This is a genomic window from Shewanella baltica (assembly GCF_900456975.1).
Taxonomy (GTDB): domain Bacteria; phylum Pseudomonadota; class Gammaproteobacteria; order Enterobacterales; family Shewanellaceae; genus Shewanella; species Shewanella baltica.
In genome coordinates this window covers 2,868,342-2,893,267 of sequence record NZ_UGYM01000002.1, presented here as the reverse complement: position 1 = coordinate 2,893,267, position 24,926 = coordinate 2,868,342, and the positions used below count along the sequence as shown (strand labels likewise).

23 protein-coding genes and 3 tRNA genes are annotated in these 24,926 nt (G+C 46.2%); 14 read left to right on the top strand and 12 right to left on the bottom strand.

Annotated features, from left to right (window positions below):
- Window positions 1–106: 106 nt before the first annotated feature.
- Entirely contained in the window at window positions 107–703 is a 597-nt protein-coding gene (locus tag DYH48_RS13220) for a Yip1 family protein (RefSeq protein ID WP_115335022.1), read from the bottom strand.
- Between the two features lie 283 nt (window positions 704–986).
- On the opposite strand from DYH48_RS13220, the gene miaE reads away from it, so the two are divergent.
- Window positions 987–1,757, top strand: coding sequence for a tRNA isopentenyl-2-thiomethyl-A-37 hydroxylase MiaE (gene miaE, locus DYH48_RS13215; RefSeq protein WP_012588031.1), 771 nt, complete (start codon window positions 987–989; stop codon window positions 1,755–1,757).
- A gap of 127 nt (window positions 1,758–1,884) precedes the next feature.
- On the opposite strand, the gene DYH48_RS13210 is transcribed toward miaE, so the two are convergent.
- Together DYH48_RS13210 and DYH48_RS13205 are read right to left on the bottom strand one after the other, a co-directional pair.
- Window positions 1,885–2,607: a UDP-2,3-diacylglucosamine diphosphatase gene (locus DYH48_RS13210; protein WP_115335021.1), complete on the bottom strand. Its 723-nt coding sequence runs from the start codon at window positions 2,605–2,607 to the stop codon at window positions 1,885–1,887.
- Between the two features lie 9 nt (window positions 2,608–2,616).
- Window positions 2,617–3,111, bottom strand: coding sequence for a peptidylprolyl isomerase (locus tag DYH48_RS13205; RefSeq protein ID WP_006081120.1), 495 nt, complete (start codon window positions 3,109–3,111; stop codon window positions 2,617–2,619).
- Window positions 3,112–3,251: 140 nt separating this feature from the next.
- On the opposite strand from DYH48_RS13205, the gene cysS reads away from it, so the two are divergent.
- Window positions 3,252–4,631, top strand: a complete 1,380-nt coding sequence (gene cysS, locus DYH48_RS13200; RefSeq protein WP_006085363.1) for a cysteine--tRNA ligase — start codon at window positions 3,252–3,254, stop codon at window positions 4,629–4,631.
- 128 nt (window positions 4,632–4,759) lie between these two features.
- Here the strand turns inward: cysS and folD are convergent, their stop codons facing one another.
- Complete coding sequence (gene folD, locus DYH48_RS13195) at window positions 4,760–5,614, bottom strand: bifunctional methylenetetrahydrofolate dehydrogenase/methenyltetrahydrofolate cyclohydrolase FolD (RefSeq protein WP_011846463.1); 855 nt, start codon at window positions 5,612–5,614, stop codon at window positions 4,760–4,762.
- A 362-nt stretch (window positions 5,615–5,976) separates the two neighbouring features.
- Here folD and DYH48_RS13190 point away from each other — a divergent pair.
- From DYH48_RS13190 to DYH48_RS13150, 9 genes are all read left to right on the top strand, one after another.
- Window positions 5,977–6,053, top strand: a tRNA-Pro gene (locus DYH48_RS13190).
- A 117-nt stretch (window positions 6,054–6,170) separates the two neighbouring features.
- Window positions 6,171–6,247: transfer RNA gene (locus tag DYH48_RS13185), tRNA-Arg, on the top strand.
- A gap of 9 nt (window positions 6,248–6,256) precedes the next feature.
- Window positions 6,257–6,332, top strand: a tRNA-His gene (locus DYH48_RS13180).
- 262 nt (window positions 6,333–6,594) lie between these two features.
- Window positions 6,595–7,899, top strand: coding sequence for a trigger factor (gene tig / locus DYH48_RS13175; RefSeq protein ID WP_006085365.1), 1,305 nt, complete (start codon window positions 6,595–6,597; stop codon window positions 7,897–7,899).
- An 89-nt stretch (window positions 7,900–7,988) separates the two neighbouring features.
- Window positions 7,989–8,597 (top strand): ATP-dependent Clp endopeptidase proteolytic subunit ClpP, encoded by a 609-nt coding sequence (gene clpP, locus DYH48_RS13170; RefSeq protein WP_006081124.1) that lies wholly within the window; start codon window positions 7,989–7,991, stop codon window positions 8,595–8,597.
- A gap of 84 nt (window positions 8,598–8,681) precedes the next feature.
- On the top strand, window positions 8,682–9,962 hold the full coding sequence (clpX, locus tag DYH48_RS13165; protein WP_006081125.1) for an ATP-dependent protease ATP-binding subunit ClpX: 1,281 nt from the start codon (window positions 8,682–8,684) through the stop codon (window positions 9,960–9,962).
- A gap of 132 nt (window positions 9,963–10,094) precedes the next feature.
- Entirely contained in the window at window positions 10,095–12,452 is a 2,358-nt protein-coding gene (lon, locus tag DYH48_RS13160; protein WP_071938997.1) for an endopeptidase La, read from the top strand.
- A gap of 244 nt (window positions 12,453–12,696) precedes the next feature.
- Entirely contained in the window at window positions 12,697–12,984 is a 288-nt protein-coding gene (gene hupB / locus DYH48_RS13155) for a nucleoid-associated protein HU-beta (protein ID WP_255211589.1), read from the top strand.
- A gap of 225 nt (window positions 12,985–13,209) precedes the next feature.
- Window positions 13,210–15,075 (top strand): SurA N-terminal domain-containing protein, encoded by a 1,866-nt coding sequence (locus tag DYH48_RS13150; protein ID WP_063883146.1) that lies wholly within the window; start codon window positions 13,210–13,212, stop codon window positions 15,073–15,075.
- 189 nt (window positions 15,076–15,264) lie between these two features.
- Here the strand turns inward: DYH48_RS13150 and DYH48_RS13145 are convergent, their stop codons facing one another.
- The 8 genes from DYH48_RS13145 to pspF all read right to left on the bottom strand — a co-directional run bounded on the left by DYH48_RS13145 (window position 15,265) and on the right by pspF (window position 23,389).
- A complete protein-coding gene (locus DYH48_RS13145; RefSeq protein WP_006085368.1) occupies window positions 15,265–15,477 on the bottom strand; it encodes a TOBE domain-containing protein in 213 nt (70 codons plus the stop codon).
- Between the two features lie 132 nt (window positions 15,478–15,609).
- Window positions 15,610–16,812, bottom strand: a complete 1,203-nt coding sequence (gene fabV, locus DYH48_RS13140) for an enoyl-ACP reductase FabV (RefSeq protein ID WP_011846466.1) — start codon at window positions 16,810–16,812, stop codon at window positions 15,610–15,612.
- Window positions 16,813–16,917: 105 nt separating this feature from the next.
- Window positions 16,918–17,703 carry a peptide ABC transporter ATP-binding protein gene (locus DYH48_RS13135; protein WP_115335020.1) on the bottom strand — a complete coding sequence of 262 codons (786 nt, stop codon included), beginning with the start codon at window positions 17,701–17,703 and terminating at the stop codon, window positions 16,918–16,920.
- Window positions 17,684–18,691: a peptide ABC transporter ATP-binding protein gene (locus tag DYH48_RS13130; protein ID WP_006081132.1), complete on the bottom strand. Its 1,008-nt coding sequence runs from the start codon at window positions 18,689–18,691 to the stop codon at window positions 17,684–17,686. The genes DYH48_RS13135 and DYH48_RS13130 overlap by 20 nt, the downstream gene beginning before the upstream one ends.
- A gap of 3 nt (window positions 18,692–18,694) precedes the next feature.
- Window positions 18,695–19,585, bottom strand: coding sequence for an ABC transporter permease subunit (locus DYH48_RS13125; protein ID WP_006081133.1), 891 nt, complete (start codon window positions 19,583–19,585; stop codon window positions 18,695–18,697).
- Window positions 19,572–20,603, bottom strand: coding sequence for an ABC transporter permease (locus tag DYH48_RS13120; protein WP_006085371.1), 1,032 nt, complete (start codon window positions 20,601–20,603; stop codon window positions 19,572–19,574). The genes DYH48_RS13125 and DYH48_RS13120 overlap by 14 nt, the downstream gene beginning before the upstream one ends.
- Window positions 20,603–22,228 carry an ABC transporter substrate-binding protein SapA gene (gene sapA / locus DYH48_RS13115; RefSeq protein ID WP_115335019.1) on the bottom strand — a complete coding sequence of 542 codons (1,626 nt, stop codon included), beginning with the start codon at window positions 22,226–22,228 and terminating at the stop codon, window positions 20,603–20,605. The genes DYH48_RS13120 and sapA overlap by 1 nt, the downstream gene beginning before the upstream one ends.
- Before the next feature lie 69 nt (window positions 22,229–22,297).
- Window positions 22,298–23,389, bottom strand: a complete 1,092-nt coding sequence (pspF, locus tag DYH48_RS13110) for a phage shock protein operon transcriptional activator (RefSeq protein WP_006081136.1) — start codon at window positions 23,387–23,389, stop codon at window positions 22,298–22,300.
- Between the two features lie 177 nt (window positions 23,390–23,566).
- Between pspF and pspA the strand changes: the two genes are divergently transcribed.
- Genes pspA through pspC form a run of 3 tightly spaced genes read left to right on the top strand, consistent with a single transcriptional unit; the run spans window position 23,567 to window position 24,880 of the window.
- Window positions 23,567–24,250: a phage shock protein PspA gene (gene pspA / locus DYH48_RS13105; RefSeq protein ID WP_006081137.1), complete on the top strand. Its 684-nt coding sequence runs from the start codon at window positions 23,567–23,569 to the stop codon at window positions 24,248–24,250.
- A 17-nt stretch (window positions 24,251–24,267) separates the two neighbouring features.
- Entirely contained in the window at window positions 24,268–24,507 is a 240-nt protein-coding gene (gene pspB, locus DYH48_RS13100; RefSeq protein WP_006081138.1) for an envelope stress response membrane protein PspB, read from the top strand.
- Window positions 24,494–24,880 (top strand): envelope stress response membrane protein PspC, encoded by a 387-nt coding sequence (gene pspC / locus DYH48_RS13095; RefSeq protein ID WP_006081139.1) that lies wholly within the window; start codon window positions 24,494–24,496, stop codon window positions 24,878–24,880. The genes pspB and pspC overlap by 14 nt, the downstream gene beginning before the upstream one ends.
- Window positions 24,881–24,926 lie beyond the last annotated feature (46 nt).

The following is a 24,926-nucleotide window of genomic DNA, read 5'->3' as shown; positions in this document are numbered from 1 at the left end:
TGATCATTAATCAGACCCAAAAAAGAAGGCCTTTAGGCCTTCTTTTTTATTTTATGAATTAGCGATAGAGCTATTGGTTGGTGTGAGTGACAGTTAATTCGACTGGTTATTGATACATAGGACCAAAACCTAGGCTCCATAAAATAACGCTGGTTGCCATTAGCCCCACTAACAGCACTAAACCAGCGGTCACCATGGAACTGGCGTAGATAAAGCCTTTCTCTTCAGGGATATTCATAATGATCGGCACACCCGCGTACAGTAAGTACACTGAGTAAGCCAAACCAATCAATCCCACTATCATGATAAACCACAGCACTGGATACAACGCAGCTAAACCGACCATGAACAATGGCGTAGCTGTATAGGACGCGAGTTCTAACGATTGGGTGTAGGTTGGGTTTGCATCGAAGGTTTTTGCCATCCAATAGGCCAAATAGGCGAGGGCGAATACGCCCGCAATTAGGCCTAAATACATGCCAGCGGACATAAACATGGCGCTTTGTGGTGTGAGGTAAATAGGATCGCCGGCGCCTGGGTTCCAGCCAATATAAGCCGTAGCAATATAACTGCAAATCGCTGGGATTAAAGCGATCAGCACCACATGACTTAAGCTACTTTTTAGTGCCTCATGGTTTTTCTCAATTGTGTGCCACTCTTGTTTAGGATGAGTGTATAGCCCCATTAAGTGATTCAGTATCATTATAATTATCCTTGTTCAGCATTGATGAATGGCTCGCCAAACGTCAGACGAGCTGATAACAGCTCCACAATCGAGGTTAAAATGGTGTCCTGTTCCTTTAACTGCCGATTGGTGACACATACAGAAGTGAGAAGCTGTGTGATCAGGATCTCAGTTCTTTAGAGTGTAGATTATTTATTGAACAAAAAGTTCGGCACGTCAAGTTTACTGAAGCCTAATGCTATAGCTTATGAGTAAATATGCGTAAAATAGCGCGATATTCAGAATGATATTGAGTGAGTCCATGCAGCAACTTCTTGCCCCCATCCACGCGTTTCTTCGCTGTGAAACACCGCAAACTTGGATTGATGTCGCGATAAAATCAGATTCCTTGGATGAGTTGCTTATCGATCATTGTAACTGTGAGTTAAAAGCGGCCCAGACGGCGATATTTTTGCTACGAAAATATGCGTTAGATAAAGACAGTGGTCGAGCTCTGTTGGCGTGGGCTAAACCCTATGAAGAGTTTATCTATTCGCAAGATCATGATGTGGTGAGCTTTCTGGCGCGCGATGTGAAAAAGAATGAGCTGGTGGCCGAACTTATGCCTAAGCCAAACTTTAAGTTTGCCGCTAATTTGGTTTCACCTTTAATCCGCTTGATTAAAGAAGAGTTTCATCATTTTGAGCAAGTATTGGAATTGATGCACAAACGCAGCATTGAGTATCGTAATATTCGCGCAGGCCGTTATGCCAAAGGCATGATGAGCTATGTAACCACCCATGAGAAAGATATCCTGCGGGATAAGCTGATTGTGGGGGCGTATATTGAGGCGCGTTCGTGCGAGCGTTTTGCTAAGTTGGCGCCCTATTTAGACGGTGAGCTGAGTAAGTTTTATGTGTCACTGCTGCGCTCTGAAGCCCGCCACTATCAAGATTATCTTGCATTAGCACAGTTGGTTTCACCTGAGGATATTAGCGAGCGCGTAAAGTACTTTGGTGAGTTAGAGGCTGAGTTGATTCTGGCGCAGGATGATGAGTTTCGTTTCCACAGTGGGTCGCCGCTAGCAAATTGATTTGAAAGCACCTTCTCTTTAAAAATTGATGAATTAAGTCGATATAGCCAAAACGATTAACGGTTCGCTCGAACCGTTAATATAATGCGTCTTTAACCTCAAACAAGGTCAATAAAAGCAAGCTAATTTAAGTTGCCTGCTCGAAGGGTAAGGACTGCAAATTAATCCCTTCGGCGCTCACACTCAGTACACTGCCTTGCTCATACCAATCGCCCACCACAATACGTTGACAGCCATTAGCAAGTTGATGAATGGCGGGTCTATGGGTATGACCGTGGATCATATGTTTGGTGTGGGTCTTGGCAAATAACGCATCGACCGCATTGGGCTCCACATCCATGATGGTATAGCTTTTTTGCTGATTGCTGCTTTTGCTATTGCTGCGAATTTTATCGGCAATACCCTGACGGGTTTTCTTGGATAAACAACCATATAGCCAACGCGCCAGTGACAAACTGCGCAGTTTTCGAAAGCGTTGGTAGGCCTTATCCAAAGTACACAAGCTGTCGCCGTGTAAGATAACTGTGTTTACGCCGTATAAATTCAGGCACGTCACTTCGGGTAAGATTTGCATTCCTGCGGCACGCGCAAATTGCTTGCCTAACATAAAGTCACGGTTGCCGTGGATGAAATACACCGGCAGCTTTTGCGACACTTGCTTGAGTTTTTCGGCGAGTTCGAGGGCAAAAGGTAAGGCAATATCATCGCCAACCCAGACTTCAAACAAATCACCTAGGATATAGAGGGCGTCGGCATCATCGAGTTCAGTGTCGAGGAAGCGAGTGAACGCTTGGGTGATATCAAGACGATCTGCACTCAGGTGCAGATCGCCTATAAATAAAGTTCGCATTCGCAGGAATTATGCCGCAACGCTGACTTTTTCAATCACAATGGCTTCTAATGGCACATCTTGATGCATGCCACGGTTGCCAGTGCTAACGGCTTTGATTTTTTCGATAATGTCCATGCCTTCAACGATTTCGCCGAATACGCAGTAGCCCCAGCCCTGTGAGGTTTCTGATTTAAAATCGAGGAAAGTGTTGTCGTTCACGTTAATGAAGAACTGTGCAGTGGCCGAATGTGGATCAGAAGTACGTGCCATAGCGACAGTACCAGTACGGTTTGATAAACCGTTATTGGCTTCGTTTTTCACTGGCTCGTTACAACGCTTTTGGCTCATGTCTTCGTTGAAGCCACCACCTTGGATCATGAAACCGTCAATCACACGGTGGAAGATAGTGCCGTCGAAGAAACCTTCGTCAACATATTTCATAAAGTTTGCTACTGTTAATGGCGCTTTTTCAGCGTTCAGTTGCAGTTTAATGTCGCCCAAATTGGTGTGTATTGTGATCATGTTTTCATACTCTCTGTAAATAGTGGCGCGATTCTAACTTATCTCGGATTGCGCGCAAAGTGCAGTATTCAAAACCTGTCAGGCCGTGGTAGACTGACTCCTTGATTTTACACCTGAATGTATCATTGAAGAGAATATCGATGTTGAAGATTTACAACAGTATTACCCGCCAAAAACAGGAATTTAAGCCGATTACTCCCGGAAAAATCGGGATGTACGTGTGTGGTGTGACCATATACGATCTCTGTCATATTGGTCATGGCCGTACTTTTGTTTCCTTTGACATGATAGTGCGCTACCTGCGTTACGCGGGTTATGAAGTGAATTTTCAGCGCAATATTACCGATGTTGATGACAAAATCATCAAACGCGCTAACGAGAATAACGAAAGCTGTGAAGCCTTAACCGAGCGTTTGATCGGTGAAATGCATCAAGACTTCGATGCCTTAAATATGTTGCGCCCCGACTTTGAACCGCGCGCAACCCTGCATATTGCCGAAATCATCGACATGGTTGAGTTATTACTCGCCCGTGGCCATGCCTATGTTGCTAGCGATGGTGATGTGCTTTTCAGCGTGGCTTCCTATCCTGATTACGGCCGTTTATCGGGTCAGAATTTAGATCAACTGCAAGCCGGTGCTCGGGTTGAAGTGGACGAAACCAAACAAAATCCAATGGATTTTGTGTTGTGGAAAATGTCTAAACCTGGTGAACCGACGTGGGAATCACCTTGGGGACCGGGTCGTCCTGGCTGGCATATCGAATGTTCGGCCATGAACAGCAAACATTTGGGTCTGCATTTTGATATTCATGGCGGCGGCTCTGACTTACAGTTCCCGCACCATGAGAACGAAATCGCCCAGTCTTGCTGTGCCCATGACACGCCATACGTGAACTATTGGATGCACACTGGCATGGTGATGGTTGACCGTGAAAAAATGTCTAAGTCGTTAGGCAATTTCTTTACCATTCGCGATGTACTTGGTCACTATGATGCTGAAACTGTGCGTTATTTCCTGTTATCTGGCCATTATCGTAGCCAACTGAACTATTCAGAAGATAACTTGAAACAAGCTCGTTCAGCTTTAGAGCGTTTGTATACCGCCATTAAAGATGTCGACTTGACTGTCGCTGCAGCGCCAGCAGAAGAGTTTATCGCGAAATTTAAAGCGGCGATGGATGATGACTTTAATACACCCGAAGCCTACTCAGTCCTGTTTGACATGGTGCGTGAGATCAATCGCTTAAAACTGACCGATATGGCACAGGCATCGGCATTAGCGGTCACCTTGAAGCAATTAGCGGATGTTTTAGGCTTATTAAGCCAAGAGCCAGAGGCTTTCTTCCAAGGCGGCGGTAGTGACGATGAAGTGGCTGAAATCGAAGCTTTAATCGTTGAACGTAACCGTGCTCGTACTGAAAAGGACTGGGCTGCTGCGGATGTGGCGCGTAACCGTTTGAATGAGTTAGGCGTTGAGCTCGAAGATGGCCCAAGTGGCACCACTTGGCGCAAGAAATAAGCTTAGTTAGTTGTTTTCTCTCATCTAGATGAAATCTTCAGCCATAAAAAAACCTGCATCATGCAGGTTTTTTATGCTTGCAGAACTTAGAACTTAGAACTTAGAACTTAGAACTTAGAACTTAGAACTTAGTCGTGATATTGCTCGGCAGCGTATAAGGTGTTTTCCAATAGGCTCGCAATTGTCATCGGGCCAACACCGCCGGGGACTGGAGTGATAAAGCTGGCATTTTGCGCCGCAACGTCATATTGCACATCGCCGACTAAGGTGCCGTTATCTAAACGGTTAATGCCTACGTCAATGACGATAGCGCCGGGCTTGATCCACTCACCAGGAATGAAGCCGGGTTTACCGACTGCGACAACCACGAGATCTGCGATACGAATTTTTTGCTCAAGATTCTTAGTGAAACGGTGGCAAGTGGTCGTAGTGCAACCCGCCAACAGTAATTCTAACGTCATAGGACGACCGACAATATTAGACGCACCAACCACGACAGCATCTAAACCATAAGTATCAACGCCGGTGGATTTGATGAGTGTCATTATGCCCATCGGCGTGCAAGAGCGCAGCACCGGAATACGCTGGGCTAAACGGCCAACGTTGTACGGGTGAAATCCATCGACATCTTTATCTGGGCGAATACGTTCGATGACTTTTGAATCTTCGATATGGGCGGGTAGTGGCAGTTGCACTAAAATGCCATCGATGGTCGGATCATCATTCAGACTATCAATAAGGCTCAGCAACTCATCTTCACTGCAACTTGTTTCTAAATCGTATGAACGAGAAATAAATCCAACTTCTTCACAGGCCTTACGTTTGCTTCCAACATAAACCTGTGATGCCGGATCGGCTCCCACTAATACTACGGCTAAACCCGGAATGCGTTGTCCAGCCTCTTTGCGGGCGGTGACTTTTTCGCTGAGCTTAGTGCGGATGGATTGAGCAATCGCCTTGCCGTCGATTATTTGGGCTGTCATGGGTGTAGGATATCCTTTATATGGGCGATGGTTAAAACAGTAGTTAACACAGAGATTGGCAATCGCGGCTATTTTAACAGGGCACAGCTACTGTGTCATGGTTAAAGCCGTCGCCAAATGGATAAAAAAAACCGGATTAGCCTGATAATTCAGCACCTAGTGTCAATCAATAAAAAAATCGTTGACGGTTGTAAAGTGAGGGGATAAGATGCGCTCCGTTCTCAGGCAGATGTGTTTATCTAGCGCTGGAAATGTTATGTAAGACCTTCGGTGATTAGCGCGTCCGGTAGTGCATCCAGTTTTTGGGTGAGAGCGGACCAGAGGAAACCCTTTGAGTTGATACCAAAAAAATGTAAGAATTTCGGTGATTAGCGCAGCCCGGTAGCGCATCTGGTTTGGGACCAGAGGGTCAGAGGTTCGAATCCTCTATCACCGACCACTTTATTATTGTTTGCTTCAATGAATTTAAAGATAATTTGAACTCAAATAAGCGAATGGTAGGGTTAGCTAAGTGCTTTCCAAAATCGGTTAGGATACAGAAAGTTCTGTAAACCATGCGCCCGTAGCTCAGTTGGATAGAGCACCCGCCTTCTAAGCGGGTGGTCGCAGGTTCGAATCCTGCCGGGCGTACCAGTTTCAGTGGTGATTGTAGCTCAGTTGGTAGAGTCCCGGATTGTGATTCCGGTTGTCGTGGGTTCGAGCCCCATCAGTCACCCCATTTTTTAGTACTTTGAGTACAAATTAAAAAAAGCGACCTTGTGTCGCTTTTTTTATACCCCAGATTCGGCTGTTGAGGCTCGACTCTGCAGAAAACGGTGGCTATAATGTCGCGTCTTGATAGATATCAACTATGAGCGACCTGTGCCTAAAGCCAGTAGTGGTGGGCATTGTAGTCAAATTTAATGATCAAGAAACGAATACCTGAATAGTTGATGAATCGGCTATTACAAAGGACGTTAGACAAATTTCGAGGTAAAACAATGCAAGTTTCTGTTGAAGCAACCCAAGGCCTAGAGCGTCGCCTGACCATTTCTGTTCCTGCTGAACAAATTGAAAAGCTGGTTAAAGACAGTTTACAACGTGAAGCTAAGCGTGCTCGTATCCCAGGTTTCCGTCCTGGTAAAGTGCCTATTACTGTGATTAACAAACGTTACGGCGCAGCGATTCGTCAAGACATCATGGGTGAAGTGATGCAACGTAACTTCATCGAAGCAATTATTGCTGAGAAGTTAAATCCAGCCGGTGCACCGACTTTTGTTCCAGGTTCAACTGATGGCGAAAAGTTCGAATTTATCGCTACCTTTGAAATCTATCCAGAAGTTGAGCTGAAAGGCTTAGATGCAATCGAAGTAGAACAACCAAAAGCTGAAGTGACTGACGCTGACGTTGACACTATGATTGAAACCCTACGTAAACAACACGCAACTTTCGCTGCTGTTGAACGTGAAGCTGCCGATGGCGACAAAGTGAAAATGAACTTTGTTGGCTCAGTTGACGGTGAAGAATTTGAAGGCGGCAAAGCTGACGATTTCGAACTGCAATTAGGCAGCGGCCGTATGATCCCTGGTTTTGAAGCGGGTATTTTAGGTCACAAAGCGGGTGAAGAATTTGTTATCGACGTGAACTTCCCAGAAGAATATCACGCTGAAAACCTGAAAGGTAAAGCCGCTAAGTTCGCGATCACGCTGACTGAAGTTCAAGCAGCTAACCTGCCAGAAGTAAACGATGAGTTTGCTGCTCTGTTCGGTATCAGCGAAGGTGGCTTAGAAGCCCTTAAAGCTGAAATCCGTAAAAACATGAACCGTGAACTTGAGCAAGCGTTAAAAGCTAACGTGAAAGAGCAAGTGATCAACGGTCTGTTAGCGAACAATGACATCACTCTGCCAAAAGCACTGATCGATGGCGAAGTTAACGTACTGCGTCAACAAGCAATGCAACGTTTTGGCAATCAAACGGCAAATATGCCTGAACTGCCAGCTGAATTGTTCACTGAACAAGCTGCACGTCGCGTTAAAATCGGTCTGTTATTAGGCGAAGTCATCAAGACTAACGAACTGAAAGCAGAAGACGAACGCGTACAAGGTTTGATCGCTTCTATGGCTTCTGCCTACGAAGATCCAAGTGAAGTTGTTGCTTATTACAACAGCAACAAAGAGCTGATGCAAAACATGCGCAACGTTGCTTTAGAAGAGCAAGCGGTTGAAGCACTGTTGAAATCTGCCAAAGTGACCGAAAAAGAAGTCGCTTTTGAAGAATTTATGAACAAGGCTACTGGTCGCGCATAAGCTAAGCTTGACTTGATTAGCTGTTCGCCATTTATAATGGCTCGTATGAGGCTCCTCATGCGAGCCATTTTTATTTAGGGAAGTGAATAATGCATAATGCGTCAGACATACAAAGTGCTTTAGTGCCTATGGTGATAGAACAGACTGCTAAGGGTGAACGCTCATACGATATTTATTCTCGTTTGTTGAAAGAGCGGATTATTTTTTTGGTAGGTCAAGTTGAAGAACACATGGCAAACCTTATCGTGGCGCAACTATTATTCTTAGAATCAGAAAGCCCAGATAAAGATATCTTTTTATACATTAACTCTCCAGGTGGCTCAGTCACCGCAGGCATGGCGATTTATGATACCATGCAGTTTATCAAACCGAATGTTAGCACTGTCTGTATCGGCCAAGCGGCCAGCATGGGCGCTTTCTTATTAGCTGGTGGTGAGAAGGGCAAACGTCACTGTTTACCAAACTCTCGCGTGATGATTCATCAACCACTGGGTGGTTTCCAAGGTCAAGCTTCTGACATCGCTATCCATGCCAAAGAAATCTTAGGCATTAAGAATAAGCTTAACCAAATGTTAGCCGAGCACACTGGCCAACCGCTCGAAGTGGTTGAACGCGATACCGATCGTGACAACTTCATGAGCGCGACTCAAGCCGTCGAATATGGCTTAGTTGACTCTGTGATGACGAAACGCGGCTGATTTTTGCTTTTGACTGAGCTATGCTCTGTAAAGGTTAAGCAAATTTAAGACAGGCAGTAGAGCAGACTGCAAATGAGGTAATTAATGGGCGACAACAAAAATAATGGTGACAGCGGTAAATTGCTGTACTGCTCTTTTTGCGGAAAGAGCCAGCATGAAGTCAGAAAACTCATTGCTGGCCCATCAGTGTATGTATGCGACGAATGTGTTGAGTTATGTAACGACATCATTCGCGAAGAGATTAAAGAAATCTCTCCAAAGCGCGATAGCGATAAGTTACCGACACCGCATGAGTTGCGTGCACATTTAGACGATTATGTGATTGGCCAAGACAGAGCGAAAAAAGTGCTGTCTGTGGCAGTGTATAACCACTATAAGCGTTTGAAAAATGCGTCGCCTAAAGATGGTATCGAGCTGGGTAAGAGTAACATTTTACTTATCGGTCCAACGGGTAGCGGTAAGACACTATTGGCTGAAACCCTTGCGCGCTCACTCAATGTACCTTTCACTATGGCCGATGCCACGACACTGACTGAAGCAGGTTATGTGGGTGAAGATGTTGAAAACATCATTCAAAAGTTGCTGCAAAAGTGCGACTACGATGTAGAGAAAGCGCAGCGTGGTATCGTTTATATCGATGAAATTGATAAAATTAGCCGTAAGTCAGACAATCCATCGATCACCCGTGACGTATCGGGTGAGGGCGTGCAGCAAGCGCTGCTTAAGCTGATTGAAGGAACTGTTGCCGCGGTTCCACCACAAGGTGGCCGTAAGCATCCACAGCAAGAATTCTTACAAGTCGATACTTCTAAGATCCTGTTTATCTGTGGTGGTGCGTTTGCAGGGCTTGAGAAAGTGATTGAGCAACGTGCACACGTTGGTTCGGGTATCGGTTTCGGTGCTCAGGTAAAAGGCGAAAAAGAGAAGGCGACGATTTCTGAAACCTTAACTCAAGTTGAACCTGGCGATTTGGTCAAATATGGCTTAATTCCTGAGTTTATCGGCCGTCTGCCAGTGGTTGCGACTTTGACTGAGCTGGATGAAGAAGCCCTAGTGCAAATTTTATCTCAACCTAAAAATGCCCTGACTAAGCAGTACAGTGCCTTATTTGAGATGGAAGGTGTCGAGCTTGAGTTCCGCGAAGATGCACTTAAAGCGATAGCACACAAGGCGATGTCACGTAAGACAGGTGCCCGTGGTTTACGCTCAATCGTTGAAAGTATTCTACTGGATACTATGTACGATATTCCTTCAGTCGATGGTGTTGTGAAGGCCGTTGTCGATGAATCAGTGGTGAAAGGTGAATCTGCACCTATCCTGATTTATGAGCACAATGAAGCCCAAGCAGCCTCTGGCGAGCAATAATTGTACTGATTGCTAATAAACTGAAAAACAAGGAGTCCAATGGACTCCTTTTTTCGTATTAGCCATTGAAACTCAATAAAGCGTCCCAATATACTCCAGTATTAATCCATTTCACCAAAACGGAATCGAACTATGACCCAAGAGCGTGAAGCGCATATCGAACTCCCCGTGCTGCCACTGCGAGATGTGGTGGTCTATCCCCATATGGTAATTCCGTTATTTGTCGGACGAGAAAAATCTATTCGATGTCTCGAAACCGCAATGGCGCAGGATAAGCAAATTATTTTAGTGGCGCAGCGTGATGCCGAACTCGATGAACCATCAAAAGATGACATCTTCGAAGTGGGTACGGTTGCCTCTATTTTACAGTTACTTAAGCTGCCAGACGGCACAGTCAAAGTGTTGGTAGAAGGCGGTCGTCGCGCCCGTATTACCCGTTACACCCAAGAAACAGAATTCTTTGTGGCTAAGGCTGAGTATCTGGAATCAGAACCGCTGGAAGACAAAGAAGAAGAAGTGTTAGTGCGCAGTGCGATTGGTCAGTTTGAAGGTTATATCAAGCTGAACAAAAAGATACCGCCAGAAGTATTGACCTCTTTATCGGGTATCGATGAAGCGGCGCGTCTGGCTGATACTATGGCCGCACACATGCCACTTAAGCTTGAAGATAAGCAATCTGTGCTTGAGATGATCAACGTTGGCGAGCGTCTGGAATATTTAATGGCGATGATGGAATCGGAGATCGACCTATTGCAGGTTGAGAAACGTATCCGTACCCGCGTTAAAAAACAGATGGAAAAAAGTCAGCGTGAGTACTATCTGAACGAACAGATGAAAGCCATCCAGAAAGAACTGGGTGACTTAGACGAAGGCCATGACGAGTTTGAAGCCTTAAATCGTAAGATTGAAGAGGCTAACATGCCCGCCGAGGCGAAAGAAAAAGCCCTGGCTGAGCTTAACAAGCTACGTATGATGTCGCCAATGTCGGCAGAAGCCACAGTTGTTCGCAGCTATGTGGATTGGATGACGTCAGTGCCTTGGAGCCAACGCTCTAAAATCAAACGTGATTTAGCGAAAGCCCAAGAAGTGCTCGATACCGATCATTTTGGTCTGGAAAAAGTTAAAGAACGTATCTTGGAATATTTGGCAGTCCAAAGCCGAGTGCGTCAGCTTAAAGGGCCAATCCTGTGTCTCGTTGGACCTCCAGGTGTGGGTAAAACTTCCTTGGGTCAATCGATCGCTAAGGCGACCGGTCGTAAGTATGTGCGTGTTGCTTTAGGCGGCGTGCGTGATGAAGCGGAAATCCGTGGTCATCGCCGTACTTATATTGGTTCTATGCCAGGTAAAGTCATTCAAAAAATGGCTAAAGTGGGCGTGAAAAACCCATTATTCTTGCTCGATGAAATCGACAAGATGAGTTCAGACATGCGCGGCGATCCGGCTTCTGCTTTATTAGAAGTGTTAGATCCTGAGCAAAATGCGACCTTTAACGATCATTACCTCGAAGTCGATTACGACTTATCCGATGTGATGTTTGTGGCAACGTCTAACTCTATGGACATTCCTGGGCCACTACTTGACCGTATGGAAGTGATCCGTTTGTCGGGTTACACCGAAGACGAGAAGCTGAATATTGCTAAGCAACATTTGCTGAATAAGCAAATTGAGCGCAACGGCTTAAAAGCGGCTGAAATTAAAGTCGAGGATAGCGCTATCGTTGGCATTATCCGCTATTACACCCGTGAAGCGGGCGTGCGTTCACTTGAGCGTGAATTGTCTAAGATTTGCCGTAAAGTCGTGAAAATGATTTTGCTCGATAAATCAGTAAAATCTGTCACTGTGAATCAAGAGAATCTTAAGTCATTCCTTGGCGTGCAGCGCTTCGATTACGGCAAAGCCGAGTCGAAGAACCAAATCGGTCAAGTGACAGGCTTAGCGTGGACACAAGTAGGCGGTGATCTGCTAACGATTGAAGCAACATCGGTACCTGGTAAAGGTAAATTAACTTATACCGGTTCCCTTGGCGACGTGATGCAAGAGTCGATTCAAGCGGCGATGACAGTTGTTCGCGCCCGTGCGGAACAATTAGGTATCAATGCGGATTTCTACGAGAAGCGTGATATCCATGTGCATGTGCCAGAAGGTGCAACGCCAAAAGATGGTCCATCAGCCGGTGCGGCTATGTGTACCGCTTTAGTATCCAGCTTAACGGGTAACCCAGTGCGTAGCGACGTGGCCATGACAGGTGAAATAACCTTACGTGGTGAAGTGTTACCTATCGGTGGTTTGAAAGAAAAACTGCTGGCAGCACACCGCGGCGGCATAAAATTAGTGCTTATACCAAAAGAAAACGAGCGTGATCTGGAAGAAATTCCTGCCAATGTGATTGCCGATTTAGAAATTCGTCCCGTGCGTTGGGTCGATGAAGTGTTAAAACTGGCCCTAGAAAGACCGGTTGAAGGCTTCGAAGTGGTTAAAAACTTGGCATAACGCAAGAAATTGCGCTATCACGTTAAAAAAAATGAAAAAAGGGGCTTAACAAAGCGTAGACCTGTGGTAGCCTAGGTCTGTGGAGAGCCAGCTGCTCCAAGCCCTTGGCGCAACTGGCTTTGAGCTGTATCCAGTTTTATTTCTTTGGTTTTCGAACTCAGCTTGAACTTTGAATTCAAGCTTGTTATAAAAGCCTCCGCAGACCGCTCTAGAGACGGATTTGGTTGCGGCGCAAAAAAATTACATTCAAGGGGATGACATGAACAAATCTGAACTAATCGAGAAAATCGCATCTGGTGCTGACATTTCTAAAGCCGCTGCTGGCCGTGCACTGGATTCTTTTATCGCTGCTGTGACCGAAGGTCTGAAAGAAGGTGATAAAATTTCTCTTGTTGGTTTTGGTACTTTTGAAGTGCGTGAACGCGCTGAGCGTACTGGTCGCAACCCACAAACGGGTGAAGAAATCAAAATCGCAGCAGCTAAAATTCCAGCTTTTAAAGCTGGTAAAGCACTGAAAGACGCTGTTAATTAATCATTAATATCGTAGCCTTTGTAAGGCATTCGTAATGACAAGCACTGTTTATCAGTGCTTTTTACGAATTGAAAGTAATGGAATATGAAGCTTAATTTCTACCATTACTCGGGGTTTTAGAATTTACCAGTGGTAGCGTCTGAATATTCCCCATAAATTACAGAAAGGCGCATCTCAAACTGATGCGCCTTTTTATTTTGTTAATCGCAACAAGCGAGAAATCTGATGTTAGAAAAGATCCGCGATGGTTCGCAAGGCGTGATTGCTAAAGGCATTCTCGTACTTGTGATTTTATCTTTTGCATTTGCAGGAGTCAGCAGTTACTTAGGTTCTACAACTGATGTGCCTGCAGCAGAAGTGAACGGTGACATAATCACTAAAGCCGAGCTTGAGCAGGCTTACCAAAGCGAGCGCTCTCGTATGGAGCAACAGCTAGGTGAGATGTTTGCTGCGTTATCTGCTGACGAAAAATATCTACAAAGCATTAAGCAGAGCGTATTAGAGCGCTTAGTGGCTGACAAACTGATAGATCAAGCGGCTAAGGCTATGGGGTTGCGTGTATCTGACGAACAGATCATTGCAGCCGTGAAAACTGAACCCGCATTCCAAACCGATGGCAAGTTTGATAACGATCGTTATCAGGCGATTCTACGTCAGTTAGGTTATCAACCACAGGCGTTCAGAGACATGATGCGCGTCGATATGACCCGTCGTCAGTTAACGGCTGCGCTAGTTGGTACTGAATTTGTGTTAGCTGGCGAAGCTAAGCAGTTAGCTGAGTTACAAGGCCAAACTCGCGATGTGCGCTATTTAGTCGTTGATTCTGCGCCATTCTTAGCGACAGCGGTTGTGACTGACGAGCAAGTGAAAAACTATTATGACGCAAACCAAGGGCAGTTTATGAGCCCTGAAATGGTGAGCTTAGAATATGTTGAGCTGAATGCGGCTGATTTTGCTAAAAATAACCCAGTTTCTGACGAAGAAGCGCAAGCTTATTACGAAGAACATAAAGCGCAATACGTGTCTAATGAGAAGCGTCTTGCCGCACATATTCTGGTTATGCCAGGTAGCGATGAAGCGGCTGCAAAAGCCAAGGCTGAAGATTTAGCGAAGCAATTAGACAGCGGTGCCGATTTTGCTGATCTGGCTAAAGCTAACTCTGACGATACCTTGAGTGCAGAGCAGGGCGGTAAACTGGATTGGTTTGAACCAGGTGTGATGGACCCCGCTTTCGATGCTGCATTATTTGCATTGAACAAAGGCCAACATTCAGCGGTAGTTAAAACTGACTTTGGTTTCCACATTATCAAGCTATTAGATGTGCAACCTGGTGTGACTGTACCCTTTGCCGATGTAAAAGCTAAGATAGTGGCGCAATTGCAAGATAAGAAAGCGGTTGATCAATTCTATAGCTTACAAAGCAAATTGGCTGATACTAGCTATGAAGTGCCAGATACATTATCTGAAACCGCTAAAGCTGTGGGCGTCGATATTAAGACGACTCCACTGTTCTCTCGCGATAACGTTCCTGCTGCGCTGAACAAGCCAGACTTAGTTAAAGCTGCGTTCTCTGAAACTGTTATGCTGAAAGGGTTAAACAGTGAAGTGATTGAGCTTGAACCTAACCACGTGGTGGTGGTTCGTGTGAAGGAACATCACGATGCGGGCACTTTGGCCTTAGCGGAAGTGAAAGCCAATATCACAGAGCGTTTGAAGCAAGATCAAGCAAACGAAGCTGCCCGTGCGAAAGCACAAGAGCTGATGGCACAAGTTAAAGCAGGTGCAACGGATCTTGGTTTAGTGGCTAAAGCGAAACTAGGCCGCGGCGCGCAAGATGTTGATGCTGCGATTGTAGGCAAAGCGTTCCAAATGCCAACACCAAGCACTTCTCCAGTTGTCGATACCGTGGGTTTAGCAAATGGTTATGCCGTGGTTGCGCTAGATAAAGTCAACGCTGCTGAAGGTGTGAGTGATGAGCTGGTTAATGCGCTTAAACAACGCCTGAACGCTCAATACAGCGAAGCAGACTACCGTGGCTTGATAGATTCACTTAAAGCCAATGCCAAGGTGCTTTACCCTGTAGAAGAATAATTTAAGTTAGGATAGCGCGTTGAACTGGCTATCTTACTTGTAAACTTCGATTAAAAAGGCCAAGTGATTCCACTTGGCCTTTTTGTTTTTTCAATGCGATGAAGTATGTCGATGATTGTGCAGTGAATAAGTTACTGCAACACAGTAAGACTCAATACGCCATCACATCAAGCGCGACGTTACATGCGGCTAGTCATCAACGCCTATCATCACGCTGCTGGCTTTGATGAGTGCATAAGCCGAATCCCCCACTTTAAGCCCTAGGCGCTCACAGGACGCTTTAGTTACTACTGAGGTCAATACGACTCCGGGTGCAAGTTCGATAGTCACTTCATTGTTTACCGCGCCCATTTCTATGGATTTGATCGTGCCGCTGAGCGTATTTCTTGCGCTAATTTTCATCGTCTTTCCTTATTGAGGGAGTGATTAGTGGAAACGAGTGTAGCGCATCTTAGTGTGGGCGTTGCAAATAAAAACGCCACTAAAAAGTGGCGTTTAACGGTGTGATAAGCAGTGATTAGCTATCGCAGTCGATTAGAGCTCGATAACGTCAAACTCAACGTATGGGTTAACGTCGGCATCGTAATCAATACCTTCGATACCAAAGCCGAATAATTTAATAAATTCAGCTTTGTATTCACGGTAATCCGTTAATTCTGACAAGTTTTCTGTGGTCACTTGTGGCCACAAATTACGGCAGTGTTGCTGAATATCTTCACGCAGTTCCCAATCGTCTAAACGGATGCGATTGTCGCTGTCGGTTTCTGGCTTAGCACCATCGGCGCGGAATAGACGCTCACTGAACATGCGATAGATTTGCTCCATACAACCTTCATGGAGACCTTCCTGACGCATTTTCTTGAATACCATAGCGATATACAAAGGCATGACTGGAATAGCCGAACTCGCTTGAGTTACAACGCTCTTCAGTACCGCAACGTTAGCGCTACCGCCAGTAGCTGACAATTGCTCATTTAAGGCTTTTGCTGCGCGGTCTAAATCCATCTTGGCCTTGCCAAGGGCGCCGTGCCAGTAGATTGGCCACGTCAGTTCAGTACCGATGTAGCTATAGGCTACGGTTTTGCAGTTATCCGCTAATACACCGGCTTCAGATAAGGCTTTGATCCACAGTTCCCAATCTTCGCCGCCCATCACTGTTACAGTGTCGGCAATTTCTTGCTCAGTTGCAGGCTCAACGGTGGCTTCAATGATGCAGTCTTTATTGGTATCAACCGCAGTCGCAGTGTAAGTTTCACCGATTGGTTTTAGCGCAGAACGAATAAGTTCACCAGAATCTGGCAGTTTGCGCACAGGTGATGCCAGTGAGTAAACGACCATGTCGATTTCACCGAGATCTTGCTTAATAAGTTCGATCACTTTTTGTTTTGCTTCATGGCTAAAGGCATCGCAGTTAATGCTCTTAGAATATAAGCCTTCAGCTTTAGCAAATTTGTCGAAAGCGGCAGAGTTGTACCAACCCGCAGTACCTGGTTTCGTTTCAGTACCTGGCTTTTCGAAGAACACGCCAATCGTTGCGGCATCGCTACCGAAAGCGGCGGCGATACGTGAAGACAGACCGTAACCGCTTGATGAGCCAACCACTAATACCTTTTTCGGGCCGTTAGCGATTTTACCTTTAGCTTTGGTTAGCGTGATTTGTTCTTGAACGTTTGCTTCACAACCGACTGGGTGTGTAGTGGTACAAATGAATCCACGAATTTTTGGTTTGATAATCATGTTTAAGCTTCTTCTATCAAAATGACCAATAGGATAAATATTTCGGCGGGTAAATGGCACCTATTTTTAGCCAATTCACCTGATTATTTAAGTGGTTGGAGCAGTTTAACGTTTGTGGACAAACAGACTTTGCTCTTGGATCAACCTCTGGGTATATTCATGTTGTGGCGAGTTAAATATCTGTTCTGTCGGCGCTTTCTCGACCATTACACCTTTGTGCAGCACCATAATTTTATCGCTAACATGGCGAATAATATTGAGGTTATGGGATACGAAGATATAAGACAAGCCGAGGTCTTTTTGCAGTTTCAGCAGCAAATTAAGAATTTGTGAGCGTACTGAAAGGTCAAGCGCGGTTAAGGCTTCGTCGGCAATGATAATTTTAGGATTGAGCATCAAGGCTCGCGCTACCGCAACGCGTTGTTTCTGCCCTTCGGAAATCATGTGCGGATAAAACTCCGCATGCTCAGGTAATAAGCCCACTTTGCGCAATGTGTCGACCACTTGGGTGTGCCGCGATTGCGCCGACATATTGGTATTAAAACGCAGCGGCTCATCGAGTAGCTGGCCAATTGTCAAACGCGGGTTTAGTGAGGTATTCGGATCTTGGAAAATCATTCGAATCAAGCGGCATCTTTGCTTGATATCGCGGCTGTCTAAGGCTTCACCTTCGAAAAAAATCTCGCCGCCGCTGCGGGGCTCTGCACCGACTAAAATGCGGGCGAGGGTACTTTTACCCGACCCTGCTTCACCCACTATGGCTAAGGTTTCGCCGCGTTGGAGCTCGAAGGATACAGGCGCTAGTGCATCGTTATATTGGCGGGAAAAGCCCCTATAACCGGTATCGTATCTTTTATAAAGATCGTTAACTTTAAGCAGTGGGGTCGTCATTGTGGGTTTCGCCGTGATAAGGGAAATGACAGGCAAAATAGCGGTCTTTAATATGACTTAAATTTGGCTGATTAACGCATTTTTTTTGGGCTTCAGGGCAACGTGGCCCTAAACGGCAACCGATTGGCAAATGCTGTAAGGCGGGCGCAGACCCTGGAAGGGTAGGCATAATCGCCTTGTGGCCACCTGAGCCTGAATAGTCGGGCATGTTGTCAAGCAGCGCCTTAGTGTAAGGATGATAAGGCTGCTTAATCACTTCGTCCGTCGGCCCCGATTCCATAACTTGACCGCAATAGAGCACGGATAAGTGATCGCACCATTGGGCTAAGGTTTCAAGCTCGTGGCTGATCAATAGAATCGATACGTTTTGTAATTGATTTAATTGAGATAATAGTCTGAATATCTGCGCTTGAGTGCTGAGTTCCATTGAGCTTGTGGGTTCATCGGCAATCAAGAGACGAGGCTGGTTTGCAACCGCCATCGCAATCATCACCTTTTGGCATTCGCCTTCGGATAATTCCCAGGCGTAGCTAGACATGACCTGTCGTGGATTTTTAATCCCGACTTTATGCAGCCATTTTTGCGCTGTCAGCCGTGCATGTCGACGTTTTTGCCAAAAATAGGCATTGGGATTCTTAGGCATAGCTTGCATCAGCTGACTGCCGACGGTTTGTGCCGGATCTAAGCTGCCCGATGGATCTTGGAAGATCATCGCCATGTCTGAACCCATCAGATTGCGGCGCTCTTTTGAGCTCATGGCCATCAAGTTATTGCCATCCCACATCATGCGATCGGCTGTGATGGTCCAGTTGGGACCTGGGATCCCAAGAATCGCTCTGGCTAACAAACTTCGTCCAGAGCCAGACTCACCGACTAGGCCATGAATTTCGCCGGCATTGAGCGTTAAGCTGACTTTTTCGAGCGCCCGCACTCTACCGTGGGGCGTATCGAGTTCAATCGTGAGATTTCGTACGTCGAGTAAAGGCATAAGTTAGTTTCTGATGGGCGCAAGCGCCGACCGTAGGCCATCGCCAACCAAGTTAATGGAAAGCACACTGAAAAGAATCGCTAAGCCCGGGATAGTTACAGCCCAAGGCGCCGTTAATAAATTATCCATACCTTGGGCGACCATAGCGCCCCATTCTGGGCTCGGTGCCTGCGCGCCCAAGCTCAAAAAACCGAGGGCGGCGATATCTAAAATGGCGGCAGAAATGGCAAGCGTGGTTTGAATGATCACCACTTCCCACACGTTTGGCATGATGACGTACCAAAAAATTTGCATTGAGTTCGCGCCATCTAAACGCGCCGCTGTGACGTATTCTTTTTGTAACTCTTCATGCACTGACTGGTGTATCGAGCGCACAAATTGCGGGGTTAAGGCAATTCCGACGGCCCAGAACACATTTTCAAGCCCTGGCCCCATTACGGCCACCACTAAAATGGCCATCAATAACGAAGGGATTGATAACAGCGCATCGAGTAAGTGCCCGAGGATACTGGATTTTAAGCCTCTCATCATGCCGGACAGTGACCCTATAATAAAGCCTGTGAATAGCGCTGTGACGACGATCAGCAGCGCCATACCAAAGGTCAAGTGCGCGCCGTGTAATAATCGGCTGAAGATATCGCGGCCTAAATCGTCTGTGCCTAAAAAGTGTGCCACTGTGCCTGAGGGATCCCAAGAGGGCGGCAATAGCAAGGCTCTTGGATCTTGTGCTTCTGGTGGGAAGGGCGCGATCATAGGGCCAAATAGCGTTAGCAAGAGTAGGAATGCAATCGTCCACAGACCTGCCAAGGCGAAAGGATTAGCCGAAAAGTTAAGCCAAACCCGCATAGTCGGGGAGGCAATCTGATCTTCTTGATAAATTTTAACTGGTGGCATAAAGGTCTTTTCTGCTCAGAGGATTAAAGACTGTGTGCAGCACTTCAATCAAGATACTTAGGAAGATAATCAATAGGGCTACAGCCAGAATACCACCTTGGATGACAGTGTAGTCCCGTTGGTAAATCCCTGAAACCAGCCAAGAACCCACGCCAGGCCAAGAGAAAATCATTTCGACCACTATGGCATAACTGGCAAATGAGCCAAGCATCAACCCTAAATGTTTCAGCACGGGGATCAAGGCGTTAGGCAGGGCGTGGCGCAGTATAATAGTCCCAGTATGCATGCCTCTGGCTTCAGCTGCGCGGATGAAAGTTTGATTCATCACATTCATCATCGCCGAACGAGTGCTGCGAACCACCACAGTAAAAGGTAACACGGCGAGTGTTGTGGCAGGCAAAATGATGTGCAGCAGCGCATCTTTAAATGCCGACATGCCGTATTCAGACTCTGACAACAGGGTATCTACTAACATAAAGCCAGTGACAGGTTTGATTTCATATAACAAATTGATTTGTCCAGAAATCGGTAACCAACCAAGATCGACGCCAAACCAGAGCGAAAGATAAAGACCTAACCAGAACACGGGCACAGAGTAGCCCGTTAGCGTGATCGCCATAATGGTATTTTGGGTGAGCTTATGTTGGCTCTGGGAAGCAAGCACACCTAAGGGCACACCAAAGCAAATCGCGATAATGGCCGCCATCACAGCAAGTTCGAATGAGGCGGGTAGGACGGCGCTGAGTTCTTCGGCCACTTCTTGATGTGAGGTGACTGAAATGCCTAAATTACCGCTAAGCCTTTGTTGTAGATAAGCGATAAATTGCCACGCTTGGTTTTTATCTAATTTGTAGTCCTGCTCGATTTGAACCAGTTGACTCGCCGTCGGTGTATGTATGCCAGTGAGTGCGTGGGTGCGATCTACCGGAAATAAGCCGGTGGCGTAAAATAAGACACCCACCATGACTAACGAGGTGGCAAGAAACAAATTGAGGCGGCGCAGTAGGTATTTAAACATTAATTCGCCTCCTCTTGTGCTTGGCTAGTGTGGGCGAAGGAAATGCCACCAAAAGGCGTGAGTTGCATGTCTTTGACATCATGGCGAGTTAACGCCACACGCTTGGCATGGGCCAGACTCAGCATAGGCACTTGTTCAGCTAAAAAGGCTTCTGCTTGTTGATAAATCACTTTACGTTCGCTCTGATCTGACACTTCCCTTGCGCTATCTAAGATGGCATCAAACTCAGGGTTACACCAGCGAGAACGATTGTTGTTCGACTGCATCGCAGCGCAACTCAGCAGAGGAGTAAAGAAGTTATCGGGATCGCTGTTATCGGCATTCCAGCCAATCAGTACTGAATCATAGTCGTCGCGGCTGAGCCGCTGACTAAACACGCTCCAGTCGTAACTGACGATATTCACTTTGACGCCTATGTTGGCCAGATCCGATTGAATTAATTCGGCCGTTTTTAACGCATTGGGGTTATAGGCGCGGGCAACTGGCATAGCCCAAATATCGATACTGAGATTTTTAATGCCTGCTTCTTTTAAGAGGTCGCGCGCTTTTTGCGGATTGTAATCCACAAGCCCTTTGTTATTGTCGTAGGCCCAAGACGCTGGCGGCAGAACGCCTGTGGCTTCAATGGCGGTATTTTGATAAACCGCCCGCAGGATATTTTGTTTATCGACCGCATAGGCCAGTGCGCGGCGCACTCGGACGTCATTCAGTGGCGGCTTTTGCGTATTAAAGGCCCAAAATGCTACGTTGAGTCCAGGTTGTGACTCAATATTTAATTCTTCATGTTGCTTGATTACAGGCAGCTCACCCGCTTTGGGCAGCGCAGATACACTGCAATCGCCCGCGATAAGTTTTGCGAGTCTGACGGTACTTTTTGGCGTGATATCAAATACCAGCATATCGATTTTTGCTGGTTCGCCCCAAAAGTCAGGATGACGACGATAGCGAATATATTCGTTTTTCGCGTACTGAACTAAAGTGAACGGCCCTGTGCCAATGGCAAAGTGGTCGACGTTTTCAGGATGACCCAATGCTAACTGCTGCTGCGCGTATTCATCGGATAAGATCACCGCAAAGTCGGTGGCCAGATTTGATAAAAAAGAAGCATCTTTACGGGTTAAATAAAAGACCACTTCATGATCGTTTATCTTTTCTATCCCTTTGACTTGCTCAGAAAAGCCAATACTTTGGAAGAAGGGATAACCCGTGCGGGAGACAAAATGATAAGGATGCTGGGTATCGATAATACGCTTAAAGGAGAACAACACATCGTCGGCATTGAAGGGCCGTGTTGGGGTAAACCGCTTCGAATGCTGGAACTGCACGTTTTCCCTGAGGGTGAAGCGATAGCTTAAGCCATCATCGGACATAGCCCAACTCGTCGCCAAGGCAGGGACAAGCTTGCCAGACTGGGTATCATAATCCACTAAGCGACTATAAATTTGGTGCGAGGTGGCATCGATTGTCGTGCCAGATGTCACCAACTGTGGATTAAAAGACTCAGGGTTCCCTTCGGAGCAATACACCAAACCGGAAGGGAGTCGTTGGGGGCCACACGCGACCAACAACCAACTCATGCAAGAAACTGCAGTTGTTAGGCACAGGCGTCTAATTAGCACACTCATTTATAAATCATTATTTTATCGACTATGAACGGCTATTTTAGCAGTGCATCTCCCCCATGGGCAATCTGCTTATGCTTTATCAAGTAAATTGTATTTTTTAAGGATGCCACGCAGTTGGTGGTAGCTTAATCCGAGCATGTCGGCGGTTTTCTTTTGGTTGTATTGGCTGCTTGAGAGCGCCTGTTGGATCAGATCCATTTCGTACTTCTCAGTTTGCTCTTTAAAATCCAGCGGAAAATTAAAGCTATTCACTGAAGACTCAGTATTGGCGGGTACTTCAGCCTCAAGTATCGGCGCAGATTGCGGCGTACTGGCAACGGTTGTAGGCGCGACTGAGGTGATTTGGCGTTCGCGGGTCTTGATCCGAGTTTTAGGTCGATAGGGTGAAGCAAAGGGATCTAGGGTGATATGGTCGATGGGCCGATTTTCACCACCATTACGGTAAACGCTGCGCTCGACCACGTTTTTAAGTTCACGGATATTACCCGGCCAGTCGTGGGTCATTAATTGCTCGACCGCATGGGCACTAAAACCGCTGAACAGTTGCAGCTTTAATTGGCGCGCCATGCCAACAGCGAAGTATTCCGCCAGTGTCATTATGTCTTCTGGGCGGCAACGCAGCGGTGGCAGAGTGATCACATCGAAGGCGAGTCTATCGAGCAAGTCGGCACGAAATTCGCCTGCGTCAGCAAGTGAGGGTAAATCTTCGTTGGCGGCGCAGATTAAACGAACATCAGCCTGCACGGTTTTACTGCCGCCGACTCGTTCAAATTCGCCGTATTCAATGACGCGCAGAAGCTTTTCTTGGATAAGTCCTGAGGTATTGGCTAATTCGTCGAGGAATAAAGTGCCGCCGTCGGCGCGCTCAAAGCGGCCTTCGTGTTTGCCTTTGGCGCCAGTAAAGGCACCTGACTCATGGCCAAATAATTCACTCTCGAGTAAATTTTCACTCAAAGATGAACAGTTTAGCTTAATAAAACTTTGATCCCAGCGCTTAGACAGATAATGTAAGCGTTCGGCAATAAGCTCTTTACCTGTGCCACGTTCACCAATAATCAGTACGGGTTTAGACAGCGGCGCTATTTGCGACACATGTTCTAACACTTCGAGTAGGGCGTTGGATTGACCGATAAGGTTGTCTTGCTGAAATTTATTATCCACGATATTTTTTAGTCTTTCGCGCTAAAATTTGGTGAAAATGATAATAAGTGGCTTGAAGCGTAAAAGAAAGTAAAAGTTAAAATATTGTTTAAGTTGCTGTATTTAAATAAGAAGTAAAAGTTGGCACGGTTAGTGTATTACCTTATACGAGACCAACATCAATTTGAGGATAGGATTATGGGAATTTTCTCTCGTTTCGCCGATATCATTAACTCTAATATCAGCGCATTGCTGGATAAAGCCGAAGACCCAGAAAAAATGGTTCGACTGATTATCCAAGAAATGGAAGACACACTCGTTGAAGTGCGTTCTACCTCAGCTAAAGTGTTAGCTGAAAAGAAAGAGCTGCAACGTCGTATCAACCGCGTGTTAGAGCAAGTGCAAGATTGGCAAGATAAGGCTGAACTGGCACTGTCCAAAGACCGTGAAGACTTAGCAAAAGCCGCTTTAGTTGAAAAACAAAAAGCGACCGGTTTAGCGGACACGCTGAATCAAGAGTTAGCCGTTATCGATGAACATATTGCACGCTTGAAAGATGAAGTGGGCATGTTGCAAGAAAAGCTGCTCGATGCAAAAGCGCGTCAAAAGACCATTATTTTGCGCACTCAAACCGCGTCATCACGCTTAGAAGTGAAAAAGCAGTTAGATTCAAGCAAGATCGACAACGCTATGCTCAAGTTTGAGCAATATGAGCGCCGTGTCGAAGGCTTAGAAGCCCAAGTTGAATCTTACGATCTTGGCAGCAAAAAGACCTTAGCCGATGAGTTTGCGGCGCTAGAAGCGGAAGATTCTGTGAATGCAGAACTGGCAGCGCTAAAAGCCAAGGTAAAAGGTAAAGCGCCAACTAAGTCAAAAGAATAACAATTCAGAGGTGAGTTATGGATATGGACGTGCTAATGGCGCCGATTATTATTTTCATGGTGATAGTCGCGCCAATATGGTTAGTTCTTCATTATCGCAGTAAGCGACAAGTGAGCCAGGGACTCACTGAGGAAGAGTTTTCACAACTCAATGACTTGATATCCAAGGCCGATAAAATGGCGGCGCGTATCGAGACCTTAGAGGCCATTCTGGATACAGAATCGCCCGAATGGAGGGGGAAACATGAGAGGATCTAATGGCCGTACTTTGTACCGCATTCCCCAGTCAGGCAAAATAGCGGGTGTATGTGCAGGGATTGCCGAGTACTTTGCGATTGAAACTTGGTTAGTGCGAGTACTGGCGGTGTCTATCTTCTTACTCGGCGGCTCAGGTGTAGTGTTTATCATCTATGTCGCTTTGTGGGTGATTTTAGACATCAAGCCGCAAAAGCATTACGATAGAGACGATATCGAGGTGAAGAAGAAGCCGTGGCAGTCGGGAGAACCCGCAAAGCAAGCGCTGAGCGACGTGAGTCGTCAATTTCGAAGCCTAGAAGTTAGGCTACAAAATTTAGAACGTCACGTCACCTCTGACAACTTTGATTTAAAAAGACAAATCAATAGTTTGTAACCCTTCTAAAGGGCGGCCATGTCCGCCCTTGTTGCTTAATCTCTGT